At 61.4% G+C, this 15,247-nt stretch carries 14 protein-coding genes; 1 reads left to right on the plus strand and 13 read right to left on the minus strand.

Features of this window, described 5'->3' with window-relative positions:
* Positions 1–74: 74 nt before the first annotated feature.
* The 9 genes from ACUN0G_RS05260 to ACUN0G_RS05300 form a co-directional block, all read right to left on the minus strand.
* The gene (locus ACUN0G_RS05260) at positions 75–839 is read right to left on the minus strand and encodes an ABC transporter ATP-binding protein (RefSeq protein ID WP_258344017.1); all 765 of its coding nucleotides are present in this window, start codon (positions 837–839) and stop codon (positions 75–77) included.
* Between the two features lie 13 nt (positions 840–852).
* Positions 853–1,971 carry a succinylglutamate desuccinylase/aspartoacylase family protein gene (locus ACUN0G_RS05265; protein WP_445572840.1) on the minus strand — a complete coding sequence of 373 codons (1,119 nt, stop codon included), beginning with the start codon at positions 1,969–1,971 and terminating at the stop codon, positions 853–855.
* 9 nt (positions 1,972–1,980) lie between these two features.
* Positions 1,981–2,691, minus strand: a complete 711-nt coding sequence (locus ACUN0G_RS05270; RefSeq protein ID WP_003209532.1) for an ABC transporter permease — start codon at positions 2,689–2,691, stop codon at positions 1,981–1,983.
* Positions 2,688–3,416 (minus strand): ABC transporter permease, encoded by a 729-nt coding sequence (locus ACUN0G_RS05275; RefSeq protein WP_258344019.1) that lies wholly within the window; start codon positions 3,414–3,416, stop codon positions 2,688–2,690. The genes ACUN0G_RS05270 and ACUN0G_RS05275 overlap by 4 nt, the downstream gene beginning before the upstream one ends.
* Positions 3,417–3,473: 57 nt before the next feature.
* Positions 3,474–4,253, minus strand: coding sequence for a transporter substrate-binding domain-containing protein (locus tag ACUN0G_RS05280; protein ID WP_445572841.1), 780 nt, complete (start codon positions 4,251–4,253; stop codon positions 3,474–3,476).
* Between the two features lie 320 nt (positions 4,254–4,573).
* Positions 4,574–6,208 carry an ATP-dependent DNA ligase gene (locus tag ACUN0G_RS05285; RefSeq protein ID WP_445572842.1) on the minus strand — a complete coding sequence of 545 codons (1,635 nt, stop codon included), beginning with the start codon at positions 6,206–6,208 and terminating at the stop codon, positions 4,574–4,576.
* Positions 6,205–7,209, minus strand: a complete 1,005-nt coding sequence (locus ACUN0G_RS05290; RefSeq protein WP_445572843.1) for a ligase-associated DNA damage response exonuclease — start codon at positions 7,207–7,209, stop codon at positions 6,205–6,207. Before ACUN0G_RS05290 ends, ACUN0G_RS05285 begins: the two co-directional genes overlap by 4 nt.
* Positions 7,210–7,442: 233 nt before the next feature.
* Positions 7,443–9,884: a penicillin acylase family protein gene (locus ACUN0G_RS05295; protein WP_445572844.1), complete on the minus strand. Its 2,442-nt coding sequence runs from the start codon at positions 9,882–9,884 to the stop codon at positions 7,443–7,445.
* A 233-nt stretch (positions 9,885–10,117) separates the two neighbouring features.
* Positions 10,118–10,762 carry a glutathione binding-like protein gene (locus ACUN0G_RS05300; protein ID WP_017479389.1) on the minus strand — a complete coding sequence of 215 codons (645 nt, stop codon included), beginning with the start codon at positions 10,760–10,762 and terminating at the stop codon, positions 10,118–10,120.
* A gap of 96 nt (positions 10,763–10,858) precedes the next feature.
* Between ACUN0G_RS05300 and ACUN0G_RS05305 the strand changes: the two genes are divergently transcribed.
* Positions 10,859–11,410 carry a cysteine hydrolase family protein gene (locus tag ACUN0G_RS05305; RefSeq protein ID WP_445572845.1) on the plus strand — a complete coding sequence of 184 codons (552 nt, stop codon included), beginning with the start codon at positions 10,859–10,861 and terminating at the stop codon, positions 11,408–11,410.
* A gap of 5 nt (positions 11,411–11,415) precedes the next feature.
* Here ACUN0G_RS05305 and ACUN0G_RS05310 read toward each other — a convergent pair whose 3' ends face one another.
* The 4 genes from ACUN0G_RS05310 to ACUN0G_RS05325 all read right to left on the minus strand — a co-directional run bounded on the left by ACUN0G_RS05310 (position 11,416) and on the right by ACUN0G_RS05325 (position 15,245).
* Positions 11,416–12,204 carry an ABC transporter ATP-binding protein gene (locus tag ACUN0G_RS05310; RefSeq protein WP_258344026.1) on the minus strand — a complete coding sequence of 263 codons (789 nt, stop codon included), beginning with the start codon at positions 12,202–12,204 and terminating at the stop codon, positions 11,416–11,418.
* On the minus strand, positions 12,201–13,259 hold the full coding sequence (locus ACUN0G_RS05315; RefSeq protein WP_445572846.1) for a FecCD family ABC transporter permease: 1,059 nt from the start codon (positions 13,257–13,259) through the stop codon (positions 12,201–12,203). The genes ACUN0G_RS05310 and ACUN0G_RS05315 overlap by 4 nt, the downstream gene beginning before the upstream one ends.
* 161 nt (positions 13,260–13,420) lie before the next feature.
* On the minus strand, positions 13,421–14,536 hold the full coding sequence (locus ACUN0G_RS05320) for an ABC transporter substrate-binding protein (protein ID WP_421553421.1): 1,116 nt from the start codon (positions 14,534–14,536) through the stop codon (positions 13,421–13,423).
* Positions 14,537–14,564: 28 nt separating this feature from the next.
* Entirely contained in the window at positions 14,565–15,245 is a 681-nt protein-coding gene (locus tag ACUN0G_RS05325; RefSeq protein WP_445572847.1) for a Fe2+-dependent dioxygenase, read from the minus strand.
* Positions 15,246–15,247 lie beyond the last annotated feature (2 nt).

Consider the following 15,247-nt stretch of genomic DNA (forward strand, 5'->3'; position numbering starts at 1 on the left):
AAGTGAGCCGCTGTAAGAGCGGAACCAATACCAGCCATCACCCAAATAACGGATATACACGCCACCCCTGCCGGCTACTTCAAATTCCCACTCAAAAACTGCTGCAACCGTTCGCTCTTCGGATTACCCAGCACCTCCTCCGGCGCACCCTGTTCCTCCACCAACCCCTTGTGCAAAAACAGCACCTGGCTCGACACCTTGCGGGCAAAGCTCATCTCATGGGTCACCATGATCATCGTCCGGCCTTCCTCAGCCAACCCCTGGATCACCTTCAACACCTCACCCACCAACTCCGGATCCAGCGCCGAAGTCGGCTCGTCAAACAACATCACCTCCGGCTCCATCGCCAACGCCCGGGCAATCGCTACCCGTTGCTGCTGGCCCCCCGACAAAAACGCCGGATACTGATCCGCCACCCGCGCCGGCAACCCAACCTTGTCCAGATACCGGCGAGCCCGGTCCTCAGCGTCTTTCTTGCTGCAACCCAACACCCGGCGCGGCGCCATGGTGATGTTCTCCAGCACACTCATATGGCTCCACAAGTTGAAATGCTGAAACACCATCGCCAACCGCGTACGCAGGCGCTGCAACTCCGCATCATCCGCCACGCGCATCCCATGGCGGTCGCTGACCATCCGAATCTGCTGCCCATCCAGCGTCATCGCACCATCATTCGGCTGTTCGAGAAAATTGATGCAACGCAAAAAGGTGCTTTTGCCCGAGCCACTGGCACCGATCAAACTGATCACATCACCGGTCTTGGCCTTGAGCGAGACTCCTTTGAGCACCTCATTGTCGCCATAGCTTTTATGCAGGCCTTCAACGGTCAATTTGTACATGGGGCGTGCATCCTCAAGGCGAAAGTAGATAGCCACTGCGATAGGCTTCAGTGCCGGCGACATGGGCAATGACCATCCCGGCAGTGGCCATGCGCCGCAGCGAACGGGCGTAAAGCAGGCCGGCATTGCGGCAATGCACCGGCGTTACGCGGTCTGAAATAGGGTCGATGATTTCGGCAATCAGTTGCCCGGCTTCCAGGTATTCGCCGGGTAGCACACTGAATACCAGCAAGCCACCCACCGGTGTGGCCACTGGTTCGACGCCCGCCAGCGGTGTGGCGGGGTAGGGCAAGTCCGGCAACGGTGCAGGGTCGCCGCTGATTGCGCCGAAGTGAATCAGGTAATCGATGATCGCCTGGCAGTCGAGGCTGGCCAGGCCGTGGTTGACGTCGCCCTGGCCGCGCAATTCGACGGTGACGGAAAAGCTGCCCATCGGAATCGGGAAGCGCTCGCCAAAGCGTTGCTGCAATTGCCACCACACCAGCGTGAAACACTCATCGAACGACTGCCCACCGGAATCGGTCGCCAACAGGCTGGCCTCCGAACCGATATAGCGCGCCAACGGCTCCACCCGGGGCCACGCTTCGGGGGTGGTGTACAGGTGCGCCACGGCTTCGAAGTCGCAGTGCAGGTCCAGCACCATGTCGGCATCGCACGCCAGGCGTTGCAGCACCAGGCGCTGGGATTCCAGCTGCGTGGCGGGTGTCTGCGCCGCCAGGGCCAGGGTGAGCGCGTCGCGAATCAGTTCGACGTTGTGCTGTGGATCATCCCCCAGCAGTTCTTCGACCTGATTGCCGACGTCGTCGCTCAGGTCGACAAACAGGCGATTGAAATTCTGCCCGCTTTCCAGCTCATAGCGGCCCAGGGGGATGTCCATCAACACCTGTTCCAGGCCGGTGGGGTTGGCGATGGGCACCAGCACGATCTCGCTGCGCAGGCGGCCGGCCGCGTCCAGTTGTGCCAAGCGCGACTTGAGGTGCCAGGCCACCAGCATGCCCGGCAATTCGTCAGCGTGCAGCGACGACTGGATGTAGACCTTGCCTTCAGCCTGCTCCGGCCCGAAGTGGAAGCTGTGGATCTGCCGCGCCGTGCCCGGCACCGGCGCCACGAGTGGATGAATCTGATGACGCATGAAGGCTCCTTAGTGGCTGGGGCCGAGAAAGGCCAGCCAGCGACGCTCCGCCAGACGAAACAGACCGACCAGGGCAAAGGTCACGGTCAGGTAGATCAGCGCAGCGATACCGAATGATTGAAAGGTCATGTAGGTGGCCGAGTTGGCGTCCCGGGCGACTTTCAGGATATCCGGGATCGTCGCGGTGAACGCCACCGTCGTCGAGTGCAGCATCAGGATCACTTCATTACTGTAGTACGGCAGCGAGCGGCGCAGGGCCGACGGCATGATCACGTAGGCATACAGCTTCCAGCCGCTCAGGCCGTAGGCTTTTGCCGCTTCGACTTCGCCGTGGGCCATGCTGCGGATCGCCCCGGCAAAAATCTCCGTGGTGTAGGCGCAGGTGTTGAGGGCGAAGGCGAGGATGGTGCAGTTCATCGCATCGCGAAAGAACGCGTCCAGTACCGGCTGCGCACGAACCGCCGCGATGCTGTAGATCCCGGTGTAGCAAATCAGCAATTGGATATACAGCGGCGTGCCGCGAAACAGGTAGGTGTAGAACTGCACGGGCCAGCGTACCCAGCGGTTGCGCGACACCCGGGCGATGGACAGCGGGATCGACACCAGGAAGCCGATGAAGATCGAAGCACTGAGCAGCCACATGGTCATGGCCAGGCCGGTGATGTGCTGGCCGTCGCTATAAAGGAAGGGGCGCCAGTATTGTTGGATAAGTTCGATCATCGCACTGCCTCCCGGGAGCCTGCGGAGTAGCGCCGTTCCAGGTAGCGCAGGACGAAGTTGGACGCGCTGGTGATCAACAGGTAGATAAACGCAGCGATCACCAGGAAGTAGAACAGTTGATAGGTGCTCTTGCCGGCATCCTGAGCGGCCTTGACCAGGTCCGCCAGGCCGATGATCGACACCAGGGCCGTGGCCTTGAGCATCACCATCCAGTTATTGCCGATGCCCGGCAGGGCGAAGCGCATCATCTGCGGGAAGGTCACGAAGCGAAACCGCTGACCACGCGTGAGCCCGTAGGCCGTGGCGGCCTCCAACTGGCCACGGGGCACGGCGAGGATCGCGCCGCGAAAGGTCTCGGTGAAATACGCACCGTAGATAAAGCCCAGGGTGATGACCCCGGCGCTGAATGGGTCGATCTCGATGTAGTCCCATTCCATAAAGTCGGTAAAGCCGGTCAGCCAGATTTGCAGGCTGTAGAAAATCAGCAGCATCAGCACCAGGTCGGGCACGCCGCGGATCAAGGTGGTGTAGATCTGTGCGGGAATCCGCAGGAACGGCAGGCTGGAGAGTTTGGCTGTGGCGCCGAGCAAGCCCAGCAACACGCTGACGGCCAGGGAAAACACCGACAACTTGACGGTCATCCAGGTGCCTTGCAGCAACAGCGGGCCGAAACCCTTCAAGCTGAAGGCACTGAGCCCCAGGGTTTGCAAAAGATCTTCGAACATAAATCAGGACCTATGGCGATAAAAAAGCGCCCCTCCAGAGGAAGGGCGCCCCAGGCATTATTTGCCGCTGTACAGGTTCAGATCGCCAAAGTGTTTCTTCTGGATGGTGGCGTAGGTGCCATCATCGTGTAACGCTTTGATACCTTTATCCAACAAGGCCTTGAGGTCTTTGTTACCTTTTTTGATACCGACCGCAGTTTTGGACGGCAGCAGTGGATCGTCGATGGCCTTGCTGACTTCATAACCAGCGCCGGCTGGCGACTTCAAAAAGCCCAGTTCGGCTTGCAGCATGTCCTGTACGGAAGCGTCCAGGCGGCCGGATGTCAGGTCGGCGTACACCTGGTCCTGGTTGGCGTAGGCCTTGGTGGTTACACCGGCCTTGTCCAGTACGGCCTTGGCGTAGGCTTCCTGGATGGTGCCTTGCTCGTAGCCAACGCTTTTGCCCTTGAGGGACTCAGGCGTGGAGTAGTTCGCGCCCTTTTTGAACACCAGGGAAGTCGGGCCGGAGAACAGCTCGTTGGAGAAGTCGATCGCCTTTTCACGGGCTTCGGTCACGGTCATCGAGGAAATCACGCCATCAAACTTGTTGGCGTTGAGGCCTGGAATCATGCCGTCGAAATCACTTTCGACCCACTTGCACTTGACCTTCAGCTCGGCACAGATGGCATTGCCCAGGTCGATATCGAAGCCCACCAGGCTGCCATCAGCGGCTTTTGACTCAAACGGTGCGTAGGACGGATCGACACCAAAACGCAATTCCTTGTATTCCTTGGCCAGCGCGGAACCGGCGGCCATGCACAGAGCCAGTGCAGAAAGGGTCAGCAATGCTTTTTTCATTATGTAATCCCTGGAAACCAAGATAAGCGCTTGTGGCGCGGTTAGGACTGTTACTGAACGGTGTCAGACCGGACTCAAGTAGCAATTTCTGCACCATAGTCCCGAATGGTCGTTTTAAAAGGTGAGATTAAGGCGTTGTGTGGGTAGGAAATGCCCGAAAATGGGCATCGATAAATCTATGCATTATTTTGAGGCGTGTGAGGTTTTCAAATGTGGGAGCGGGCTTGCTCGCGAATGCGGTGTGTCAGTCACCAGATGTATTGACTGACACACCGCATTCGCGAGCAAGCCCGCTCCCACATTGATCTGTGGTGTTCGTGTCAGGCGAGTAAATCCTGCAAGGTCGCCAGGCTGTCGGCGTCATCGACGGACTTGTCCTGGCGCCAGCGCAACATCCTCGGGAAACGCACGGCAATTCCGCTCTTGTGGCGCTTGGACAGTGCAATCCCTTCAAAACCCAGTTCAAACACCATGCTCGGCGTGACGCTGCTGACCGGGCCGAATTTCTCCACGGTGGTCTTGCGCACGATGGCGTCGACCTTGCGCATTTCTTCATCGGTCAGCCCCGAATACGCCTTGGCGAACGGCACCAGCGTGCGTTCGCTGCCGGGCGGGCCGTCCCACACGGCGAAGGTGTAGTCGCTGTACAGGCTGGCGCGCCGGCCATGGCCGCGCTGGGCATAGATCAGCACGGCATCGACACTGAACGGGTCGACTTTCCACTTCCACCACACGCCCATGTCCTTGGTGCGGCCCACCCCGTAGAGCCCATCCCGGCCCTTGAGCATCATGCCTTCAACACCCAGGCTGCGGGAGGCTTCACGTTGCTCCGCCAAGGCCTGCCAGCTGTCGCCGGTCAGCAACGGCGACGCCCGCAACGTGGGCTGGTCGCAGTCGCTGATCACCTGTTCCAGTTGTGCCCGACGCTCGGCCTGGGTGTGGTTGCGCCAGTCGTCGCCCTGGTATTCCAGCAGGTCATACGCCAGCACTGCGACGGGGGCGTCTTCGAGGATTTTCTTGCTCAGGGTTTTGCGTCCGATGCGCTGTTGCAGCAGGGCGAAGGGTTGCACCGCGCCCTTCCACACCACGATTTCGCCGTCGATCACCGTGCCATCCGGCAGGCTGTTTTCCAGTTCATGAAGTTCTGGAAAACGGTCGGTGACCAGTTCCTCGCCCCGGGACCAGATCCACAAGCGGCCTTCGCGCTTGACCAGCTGCGCACGAATACCGTCCCACTTCCATTCCACTTGCCAGTCAGCGGGAGAGCCGAGCAGGGCCTCGAATTGCTCCACCGGATGGGCCAGGCCATGGGCGAGAAAAAACGGATAAGGCTGCCCGCCACGTTGCGCATGCTCGTCGGACGATTCGGCGGCGATCAGTTTCAAATAGCCTTCGGCGGTCGGACGGTTGGACAGGTCGGTGTAGCCCACCAGGCGCTGGGCCACGCGTTTGCTGTCGAGCCCGGCCATGGCGGCGAGGGCGCGGGTGACGAGCAACTTCGACACGCCCACCCGGAAACTGCCGGTGATCAGCTTGATGCACAGCATCAGGCTGGGTTGATCGAGTTGTGCCCACAGGGCGGGCAGGCGCTCGGCCAATTCTTCTGGTGGCAGGCCACGCAGGGGCAGGAGTTTTTCTTCCAGCCACACCGCCAAACCGTCGTCCGAGGTGTGGGGCGATTCCGGTAACAGCAGGGAAATGGTTTCCGCCAGGTCGCCTACTGATTGATAACTTTCTTCGAACAACCACGGCTCAATGCCGGCGGCTTCTGTGGCCATGTCCCGCAGCAACCGGGTGGGCACCAGTTGTCGCGGGCGGCCACCGGATAAAAAGTACACCGCCCATGCAGCATCTTCCGCGGGCGCCTGTAGGAAGTAAGCCTGCAAGGCCGCGAGTTTGGCATTGCTGGAAGTGGTTGCGTCGAGATTGGCGTACAGCTCCGCGAAGGCCTTCATGACGTGACTTCCTCTTCGTCATCGCCGTATTCGGTGGTGAACCCTTGCGCGTCGAGGCCCTTTTCCCGCAGGTGTCGGACCAATACGCCCACGGAACCGTGGGTGACCATCACTCGTTCAGCGCCGCTTTGCTCGATGGCCCATAACAGCCCGGGCCAATCGGCATGGTCCGAGAGCACAAAGCCGCGATCCACCCCGCGCCGCCGCCGAGTGCCGCGCAGGCGCATCCAGCCGCTGGCGAAGGCGTCGCTGTAGTCGCCGAAGCGGCGTATCCAGGTGCTGCCGCCGGCCGAGGGCGGGGCGATGATCAGGGCTTGGCGCAGCAACGGGTCGGTCTTTTTGAAGTCACCGGCGTAGAGGGTTTCGGGGATATAGATGCCAGCTTCGCGGTAAACCCGGTTTAGGGGTTCGACCGCGCCATGGCTGAGGATCGGGCCGATGCTGGCGTCAATGCCGTGGAGAATCCGCTGGGCCTTGCCGAAGGAATAACAGAACAACACGCTGGCCTTGCCGGCCGCGATATTGGCCTGCCACCAGTCGTTGATCCCGGCAAAAATCTGCGCCTGGGGCTGCCAGCGGTAGATCGGCAGGCCGAAGGTCGATTCGGTGATAAAGGTATGGCAGCGCACCGGTTCAAACGGTGCGCAGGTGCCGTCGGGCTCGACTTTGTAGTCGCCGGAGGCGACCCAGACTTCACCTTGGTATTCCAGGCGCACCTGGGCTGAACCGAGGACATGGCCGGCGGGATGGAAACTCAAGTTGACGCCGTGGTGGCGCAGGGTTTCGCCATAGGCCAGGGTTTGCAGGTTGATGTCCTGGCCCAGGCGCGAACGCAGGATGCCTTCGCCGGGAGCGGCGGCCAGATAGTGTTGGTTACCGGTGCGGGCGTGGTCGCCGTGGGCATGGGTAATGACGGAGCGTTCCACCGGGCGCCAGGGGTCGATGTAGAAATCCCCGGCGGGGCAGTAGAGGCCTTCGGGCCGGGCGATAACAAGGTCCATGGGCGTGCCGGGGAAGTGGGCTTGTTAATTATGAGGCGGGGGCGGGTGGAGAAGTTCTATCGGAAATGGATGCGATCAACTGTGGGAGCTGGCTTGCTGTGGTGAGGGGGCTTGTCCCCCGTCGGGTTCACCACAGATTGATGGGGCTGCTTCGCAGCCCAACGCGGGGCAAGCCCGCTCACCACAGCAAGCCAGCTCCCACATTTTGATCCGGTTGAGTCAGGGAAACCGGGTTACTTGCCCGGCACCAACGTCAACCGCGTCTTCCCATACACCCCGTCAAAGTTCTGCGGCTGCATTGGGAAGCTCAGGTATTGCGCCTTCAGCCACGGATCGATGCCATTGGCATAGTTCGGGCTGGCCGGGTTGCCGGATTGGCCGATGCCGCTTTGGCCCATCATGGGTTCCACCTGGCCGAAGTCGACAATCATCCGCAGCGCCGGCACCTGGGTCGTGTCGAAACTCTGGCCCCAGCTATACGGTGCGCTGTTCAGCGTGTTGTGATCGCCGCCCGCTGCCAGTGGGCCGCGAATGTTCTGGCCGTTGGTGTTCTTCCAGGTGTAGCTGTGCAGTTTGCCCCACTGCCAGGCCTTGTGATCGGCGCCCAGTGCGCTATCGCCGGCGGTGATCGCGGCGGCCAGGCTGCGGGCGAGGATCGCCGGCTTGTCGGTTTTCTGCCCGGTGCGGGCGTCATTCCAGAACGGGCTGTCTTCGCGCCCCAGCAGGTGGTCGGCCACCGCTGAGTACGACAGGTTGGCGTTGCCGATAAAGGCTTTCCAGGTAACGCTGTTTTCCGGACCGAGTTCGTCGAGGAAAATCTGCTTGGCGCTTTCCTGCAGGAACAATTCATAAATCGCCGCGTCGGCGGAGGTGGAGGCCAGCCTGCCATCGAAGGCCATCAAGCGCCCCAGGGCTTCCCGCGCCTTGGCCTGGTCTGCCGCCGGCAATGCGTCGATCGCCTGTTTCAGCGGCTGAGCCATGCCTGGCGCCTGGAACATGCTCTTGAGCTTAGCGGCAAATGTAGTGGTCTGGTCGTACTGCATGGCAATCATGCTGCGGCTGTCATGCTTGCCGCTGCCGGCCAGTTGCGCGATACGTTCGGCACGTTCCGGCGCGGCCCACGAGTTGGACAACTGCATGCCGTAGCCACGGGGAATGGTGCGCTGGTTGGCGGTGCCGATCCAGCCCTGGGCCGGGTCCTGATCGTAAGGGTGCAGCATCGCGTCGGCGTAGCCATCCCAGTCGAAACGCCCGTCCCAGCCCGGCGACGGCACCAGGCCTTCGCCTTCACGGCGGTTCGGGAAGCGCCCGGTCACTTGCCAACCGATGCTGCTGGCATCGGCGAAGACCATGTTCAAGGCAATTGCGCGAATTTCCCGGGTGGCATCAGACGCTTTACCGGCGGTTTGCGCACGGGACAGGTCGAAGAACGCGTCCAGGCTCTTGTCGTCCTTGAAGTCGGCGGTCTGCAACGCCAGGCCGTAGCCGCTGGTCAGCGACTGGGCACTGTTGAGCAGTGGCCCGTGGCGGGTTTCGTACACCGCTTCGCGAATCGGCCGCTGGCCCTTGGCGAAGTAGGTTTCGTTGCGCACGATGGCGGGCAGCCATTTGCCGTTGTTTTCGTAGTACAGCGCATTGCCCTGGCGCTTGACCTTCTCCAGGAACACATCCTGAGTGTCGCCCGAGACCTGGCTCATGCTCCACGCCACCTTGCCGTTGAAGCCGGAAAGCAGGGTTGGCAGGCCAGCGATCGAAACGCCGGCGGCCTGGTATTTCGGCGAACGGATCTGCACGTAGTTCCACAGCGACGGCGCCTGCATCGAGGTCGACAGGTCATTGGCCAGCAGGCTTTTGTTGCTGCGGCTGCGCTGTGGGCCGATCGCCCAGTTGCTGGAGCTGGAAGTGCCCAAGGTGTTCAAGGTGCCGAGGTGTTCGCTGAGGCTGGTCAACGCAGCGAGGCCCGGGATCTGGCTCAGGTTGATGCCCTTGAGCTTGTCGGACTCGGCCACCGGCAACGGCTCATCCGGGTAGCTTGGGGTCAGCCAGGCGAGTTTGTCGGCGCCGACTTTCTGCGCCAGCACCAATGAGGACAACTCTTCCTGCAGGTTGGTCGACTCGCTGAAATTCAGCAGGCAGAACAGCAGCGCCGAATCTTCCGGCTTCCAGTATTCAGGCTTGTAGCCGGTCTGGGCCAGGTCTGGCGGCAGCTTGTCGCGGTAGCGGAACAGGTAGGCGTTGACCCCGCGTGCATACACTTCAAAGAAGCGCTTGAGGCGCGGCGACGAGGCGTTGTACAGCTCGCCGGCGCTCTTGCGCAGATTGACCGCCCGCATGAGTCGGTCGACATCCAGCACTTCCGGCCCGGACATTTCCGCCAGGCGGCCCTGGGCCAGCAGGCGCAGGGTGACCATCTGGGTGATGCGGTCGCTGGCGTGCACGTAGCCCAGGGTGAACAGCGCATCGTGGAAGGTGCTGCTTTCAATCAGCGGGATGCCCTGGCTGTTGCGGCGCACGGAAACGTTCTGCGCCAGGCCCTTGATGGGCTGCACGCCGGAAACCGGAGGCAGGGTGTCTTGGGTGCTTTGTAACTGGCAACCGGCCAGGCCCAAGGCACTGGCAATGGCCGCGGCAACGCCGAACCGGGGAAGAAAATGTGAGAGGGCTGGCGAGGCCATGGCAAAGCTCCTGCGGGGGTAGCGTCAGTAAAGGCGCTACGTTAGTGAGCGCGGCGAAACGACGCAAGCGGGAGGCGATGCTTATTTCAGGATTTGCGTAAGGTTTTTAGTCGGGCACAAATCAGTGTGGGAGCGGGCTTGCTCGCGAATGCGGTGTATCAGCTAAAAGAGTTGTGGCTGATCCACCGCATTCGCGAGCAAGCCCGCTCCCACATTTTTGATCCCGTTGACCTTCAGGATTTTGGCGGATTGACCTTCTGTACCAGCTCATAGGCACGCACCGTCGCCGGGCGTTGCTTGATGTGGTTGAACCAGCGTTCTACATGTGGGAAGTCTTCCAGCTTCTGGCTCTGCCACTTGTGGGAAACGATCCATGGGTAGATCGCCATGTCGGCAATGCTGTACTCATCGCCGGCCACGAAGGTGCGGTCGGCCAGGCGCCGGTCCAGCACGCCATACAGACGGGCGGTCTCGTCCACATAGCGTTTGATCGCGTAGGGAATCTTCTCCGGGGCGAACTGGCTGAAGTGGTGATTCTGCCCGGCCATCGGGCCCAGGCCGCCCATCTGCCAGAACAACCACTGCAAGGCTTCCTGACGACCGCGCAGGTCCTGGGGAATGAACTTGCCGGTTTTTTCCGCGAGGTACAGCAGGATTGCGCCGGATTCGAATAGGGAAATCGGCGCGCCGCCGTCGGTCGGGTTCTGATCGACGATGGCCGGAATGCGGTTATTGGGGGCGATTTTCAGGAAGTCAGGCTTGAACTGCTCGCCCTGACCAATGTTGATCGGGTGCACCTCGTAAGGCAGACCGGCTTCTTCCAGGAACAACGACACTTTGTGACCGTTGGGGGTGGTCCAGTAATACAGGTCGATCATGAAGCTCTCCAAGGGTGGTGATGCTTGAGCGAATGTCTGTAGGTAAAGGTGATGTTAGGGTGACGAAAATTCAATGAAACATTTGGGTCTATCGATATGGAAATTCGTGCGGGCGCAGCGTTGGTTTTGATTGATCAGCAAAAAGGCATTCATCATCCCAAGCTGGGGCGGCGCAATAATCCGCACGCCGAGGCGCGCATGCTGGCGTTGCTGGGGCATTGGAGACACGAAGGTTGGCCGGTGATTCATGTGCAGCATTTGTCCCACTCGCCGGAGTCGGTGTTCTGGCCGGAGCAGTCGGGGGTGGAGTTTCAGGACGCCTTTATTCCGCAGGCGGGTGAGCAACTGGTTCAGAAGCGGGTGCCGGATGCGTTTTGTGGGACGGGGCTGGAAGCGAGCTTGCGTGAGGCGGGGATTCGGCAAGTGGTGCTGGTGGGCGTGGCCACCCATAACTCGGTGGAGGCCACGGCCCGCAGCGCCGGCAACCTGGGCTTTGAGACGTGGGTGATCGAAGATGCCTGCTACACCTTCGACAAGCCGGACTTTTTTGGGCAGATGCACGCGGCGGAGGCAGTGCATGCCATGTCGTTGGGCAACCTCCACGGCGAGTACGCCACCGTCATCTCTTCAGAAACCCTCCTCCCGTAGGGGGGTCAGGCTACGGCGCCGTCCACCAACACCTGCAACGTCTGGTGCGAACACCGTTCGATACGGACCTGCACGCCATAGACTTCGGCAAACAGCGCCGCATCCAGCACTTCGTCCGCTGGGCCACAGGCATGCAACCGGCCTTGTCGCAGCACCGCGATATGGTCGGCATAACGCGCGGCGAGGTTGATGTCGTGCAGCACCACCACGGCGATCAGGTTGTGTTCACGGACCAGGCCGCGCACGCAATCCATGACTTTTAACTGGTAGTTCAAATCCAGCGCACTGGTGGGCTCATCCAGCAGCATCACCTGTGGCCGGCGCGCAATCAGTTGTGCCAGGCTGACCAGTTGCCGCTGACCGCCGGATAACGTGCTCAATAGCTGATCCGCCAAGTGAGCGATGCCAATCCTTTGCAGCGCATCAAAGGCCTCGCGCATGCATGCGTCGCTTGAAAGCGGGATGCCATCGACATTCGCCACCCGCAACGCCGCGATTACGCTTTCCATCACGCTCAGGCTCAACCCAGGTGGCAGGTTTTGCGGCATGTAGGTCACGCGCCGGGCACGCTCGCCGACGGACATTTTCGTCAGGTCCAGGTCACCCAATCTGACAACGCCCTGCATCTTTTCCAGCCCGGCCACCGCCCGCAGCAACGTCGACTTGCCCGCACCGTTCGGTCCGATCAATGCGGTCAAACTGCCGTGGGCCAGGGTTGGCAAGCTCAGGTCATGCACAATCTGGCGTCGTCCATAACTGACGTGGGCATTCTGAATCGATAATCCCGTACTCATAACTGCCTCCCGCGCTTGAACACCAGCAACACGAAAATCGGCACGCCCACCAGTGCGGTGACGATGCCCACCGGCACGATCACGCCGGGCATGATCAGCTTGCTGGCGATGGACGACAGCGACAGCAGCAAAGCACCGACAAGCGCGCTGGCCGGCAGCAGGAAGCGCTGGTCTTCACCCACCAGGATCCGTGCGATATGCGGACCCACCAGGCCGATAAATCCGATGGTTCCCACAAAGGCCACGGCGGTGGCCGACAGCAGGCTGATGCGCAGCAACGAGAAAAACCGCAGGCTTTTCACGTCCACACCAAAGCTCTGCGCGCGGTCTTCGCCCATGCGCAGCAAGGTCAGGCGCGGGGCAGCAGCGAAGGAGAAGGGCATGACCACAGCAACCACCAACGCGAGGATGCCGAGGTTGTCCCAGTTGGCCCGGGTCACGCTGCCCAGGGTCCAGAACACCAGTTGTTGCAGCACGTCCTCGGTGGCGACCAGTTGCAACAGGGCGACCACCGCATTGCAACTGAACACCAGGGCAATCCCGAACAGCACCAGGCTTTCCACCCCGGCGCCCCGCAGGCGTGACATGGCTTGCAGCAAAAAGACCGAGGCGGCGGCAAACACAAACGCCGAGATGGAAATCGCCGTATTGGCCGACACCCACAGCGTTGTCACTGGAAACACAATCACCAAGGACGCGCCCAACGCCGCCGCCGAGGAAACCCCCAGGGTGAACGGACTGGCCAGCGGATTGTTGAGGATCGCCTGCATCTCGGCACCCGCCAGCGACAGCGCGCAACCGACCAATACCGCCATCAAGGCGTAGGGCAGGCGCACGTTCCAGATAATCACCTGGTCGGTGGCGCTCAAGTGAGCCGGGTGCAACAAACCATCGAGCAGGGCGCCAAGGCCCATGCCCGAGGAGCCGCTGGCCAGGTCCACAAGGATCGCGCACATCAGCGCGCCACCCAGCAGGCCCAGCAGCCAGAAGCGGCGGGCCAGCAGGCGGCGATAGCCTTGGCTGGCGGTGGCGAGGTCGAGGGTTTGAGTGGTCATTGGGTTCGCAGCCTTGAAAACGACGAAAATCCCTGTCGGTACTCGGTCAGTGTGGGAGCTGGCTTGCCTGCGATGGCGATGGTGAATCCACCACCGCTATCGCAGGCAAGCCAGCTCTCACAGGAACCGTGTTCAGGCAGGGAATGGGTTGTGAGCCTTAGTTACTTGGGCTTGCCATCAATCCAATAGGCACCCTGCAATGGCATGCCGAGGAACTGCTGGTTCATCGCTTCCATGGTCGCCTTGGGATCCAGCTTGGCGAATAATTCCGGATGCACCCACTTGGCCAGCGCCTCAATCGCCAGCAGGTTGTACGGTGAGTTGTAGAAGTCATGCCACAAGCCGTGGGAATTGCCCTCACGAATCGCCCGAAGGTTCACAAACTCCGGGCGGGCCAGCACCGCGTCAAACGCGCCGCGCGCGTCTTCTTCGCTCACGCCAGCACCCAGAATCAACCCGGGCTTGTGATTGCCGGTGGCCACATACACATCCGGGTCAGCCTTCAGCGCGTACTCAACACTGATGTCCCCCAGCGCCCCCGGCACCACGTCGGCGGCGATGTTACGGCCGCCCACCAGCTTGATCACTTCACCCATGCCGCTCTTGCCGGTGGTGTGGCCCGGTGCCTGCCAGGCGCCGGCCAGCAATTCCAGAAACACGCTCGGGCGCGGGCCGGCCGGCAAGGTGGCGACGGCGTCGGTGATCACCTTGATGTGCTGGTCATAAAAGTCGAGAAACCCCTTGGCCTGGGTTTCCCGGCCGAGGGCCTGGCCCAGGGCGGTCATGCTGGCGTGAGTGCCTTGCACCGGGTTGATACGGAAGTCGACGAACAACACCGGGATGCCCGCCTTGGCCAACACGTCCGCCACCGGGCTGTGTTCGGTCGGACCGTGGCCGGAAATGCTGAACACGGCGAGGTCCGGTTTCAGCGAGAGGATTTCCTCGGCGCTGACGCTTTGCTCAGACGCCTGACCAATCAGCGGGATGTCTTTCACCGTCGGAAATTTCGCCACATAGGCGTTGTAGGTGTGGGCGTCCAGCAACTTCAAATCATTCTGCCAGCCGACAATCCGCTGGAACGGTGCGTCCTTGTCCAGCAGAGCAAACGCCGAAATCAGCCGGCCTTCGCCGAGCACCACGCGCTGCACGTGGTCCGGCACCTCGACCTTGCGGCCCAGTACGTCGGTGACTTCATGGGCGGCGGCGGTTTCGGCGTGGCCAAGGATCAGCACGACAAACAGCGCGCCCAGCTTGAGGAAGTTGCGGGGTTTCAGCATGGCGAGAACTCCAGGTGAAGGCGGCGCATCAGACATTGCTCCAGCGCCGCAAAAGGTTGTGATAGGCGCCGCTCAGTTGCAGCAGCGCGTGGTCGTCGGCGTGTTGCGCGGTGAGGCGTTGAATCGCCACGTCCATGTCCAGCAGCAGCTGGCGCTGGCTGTCTTCGCGCACCAGGCTTTCGATCCAGAAGAAACTGGCGATGCGCTCGCCGCGGGTGACCGGGTTGATCTTGTGCAGGCTGCTGCCGGGATAAATCAGCAAGTGCCCGGCGGGCAGCTTCACCGCTTGTTCACCGAAGGTGTCGCGGATCACCAGTTCGCCGCCGTCGTAGCTGGCCGGATCGGCCAGGAACAAGGTGGCGGAGATGTCGGTGCGCACTCGTTCGCGCACGCCCCTGAGGCCGCGAATCGCATTGTCGATATGCCAGTCGAAGGCCTCGCCGCCGCTGTAGCGGTTGAACAGCGGCGGGTAGATTTTCTTCGGCAGGGCGGCAGACATGAACAGCGCGTTGTCCGACAGCCGCGACAGAATCTGCTCACCCAGGCGAATGGCTGCCGGGTCGTCTTCCGACAGCTGCCGGTTGTTTTTCGCCTGGGCCGAGCGCTGCCCGGCGGTGACCTTGCCATCGACCCACGGTTGATCGAGCAAGGTGGCGACGGCCACCTCGACTTCTTCGGCATTCAGCAGGGCCGGAATTTCGATCAGCACGG

This window comes from Pseudomonas sp. 32A (assembly GCF_052682255.1).

Coding starts and splice junctions, on each gene's coding strand:
- ACUN0G_RS05260 (WP_258344017.1), bottom strand. CDS start 839: ATGTACAAATTGACCGTTGAAGGCCTGCATAAAAGCTATGGCGACAAT.
- ACUN0G_RS05265 (WP_445572840.1), bottom strand. CDS start 1,971: ATGCGTCATCAGATTCATCCACTCGTGGCGCCGGTGCCGGGCACGGCG.
- ACUN0G_RS05270 (WP_003209532.1), bottom strand. CDS start 2,691: ATGATCGAACTTATCCAACAATACTGGCGCCCCTTCCTTTATAGCGAC.
- ACUN0G_RS05275 (WP_258344019.1), bottom strand. CDS start 3,416: ATGTTCGAAGATCTTTTGCAAACCCTGGGGCTCAGTGCCTTCAGCTTG.
- ACUN0G_RS05280 (WP_445572841.1), bottom strand. CDS start 4,253: ATGAAAAAAGCATTGCTGACCCTTTCTGCACTGGCTCTGTGCATGGCC.
- ACUN0G_RS05285 (WP_445572842.1), bottom strand. CDS start 6,208: ATGAAGGCCTTCGCGGAGCTGTACGCCAATCTCGACGCAACCACTTCC.
- ACUN0G_RS05290 (WP_445572843.1), bottom strand. CDS start 7,209: ATGGACCTTGTTATCGCCCGGCCCGAAGGCCTCTACTGCCCCGCCGGG.
- ACUN0G_RS05295 (WP_445572844.1), bottom strand. CDS start 9,884: ATGGCCTCGCCAGCCCTCTCACATTTTCTTCCCCGGTTCGGCGTTGCC.
- ACUN0G_RS05300 (WP_017479389.1), bottom strand. CDS start 10,762: ATGATCGACCTGTATTACTGGACCACCCCCAACGGTCACAAAGTGTCG.
- ACUN0G_RS05305 (WP_445572845.1), top strand. CDS start 10,859: ATGGAAATTCGTGCGGGCGCAGCGTTGGTTTTGATTGATCAGCAAAAA.
- ACUN0G_RS05310 (WP_258344026.1), bottom strand. CDS start 12,204: ATGAGTACGGGATTATCGATTCAGAATGCCCACGTCAGTTATGGACGA.
- ACUN0G_RS05315 (WP_445572846.1), bottom strand. CDS start 13,259: ATGACCACTCAAACCCTCGACCTCGCCACCGCCAGCCAAGGCTATCGC.
- ACUN0G_RS05320 (WP_421553421.1), bottom strand. CDS start 14,536: ATGCTGAAACCCCGCAACTTCCTCAAGCTGGGCGCGCTGTTTGTCGTG.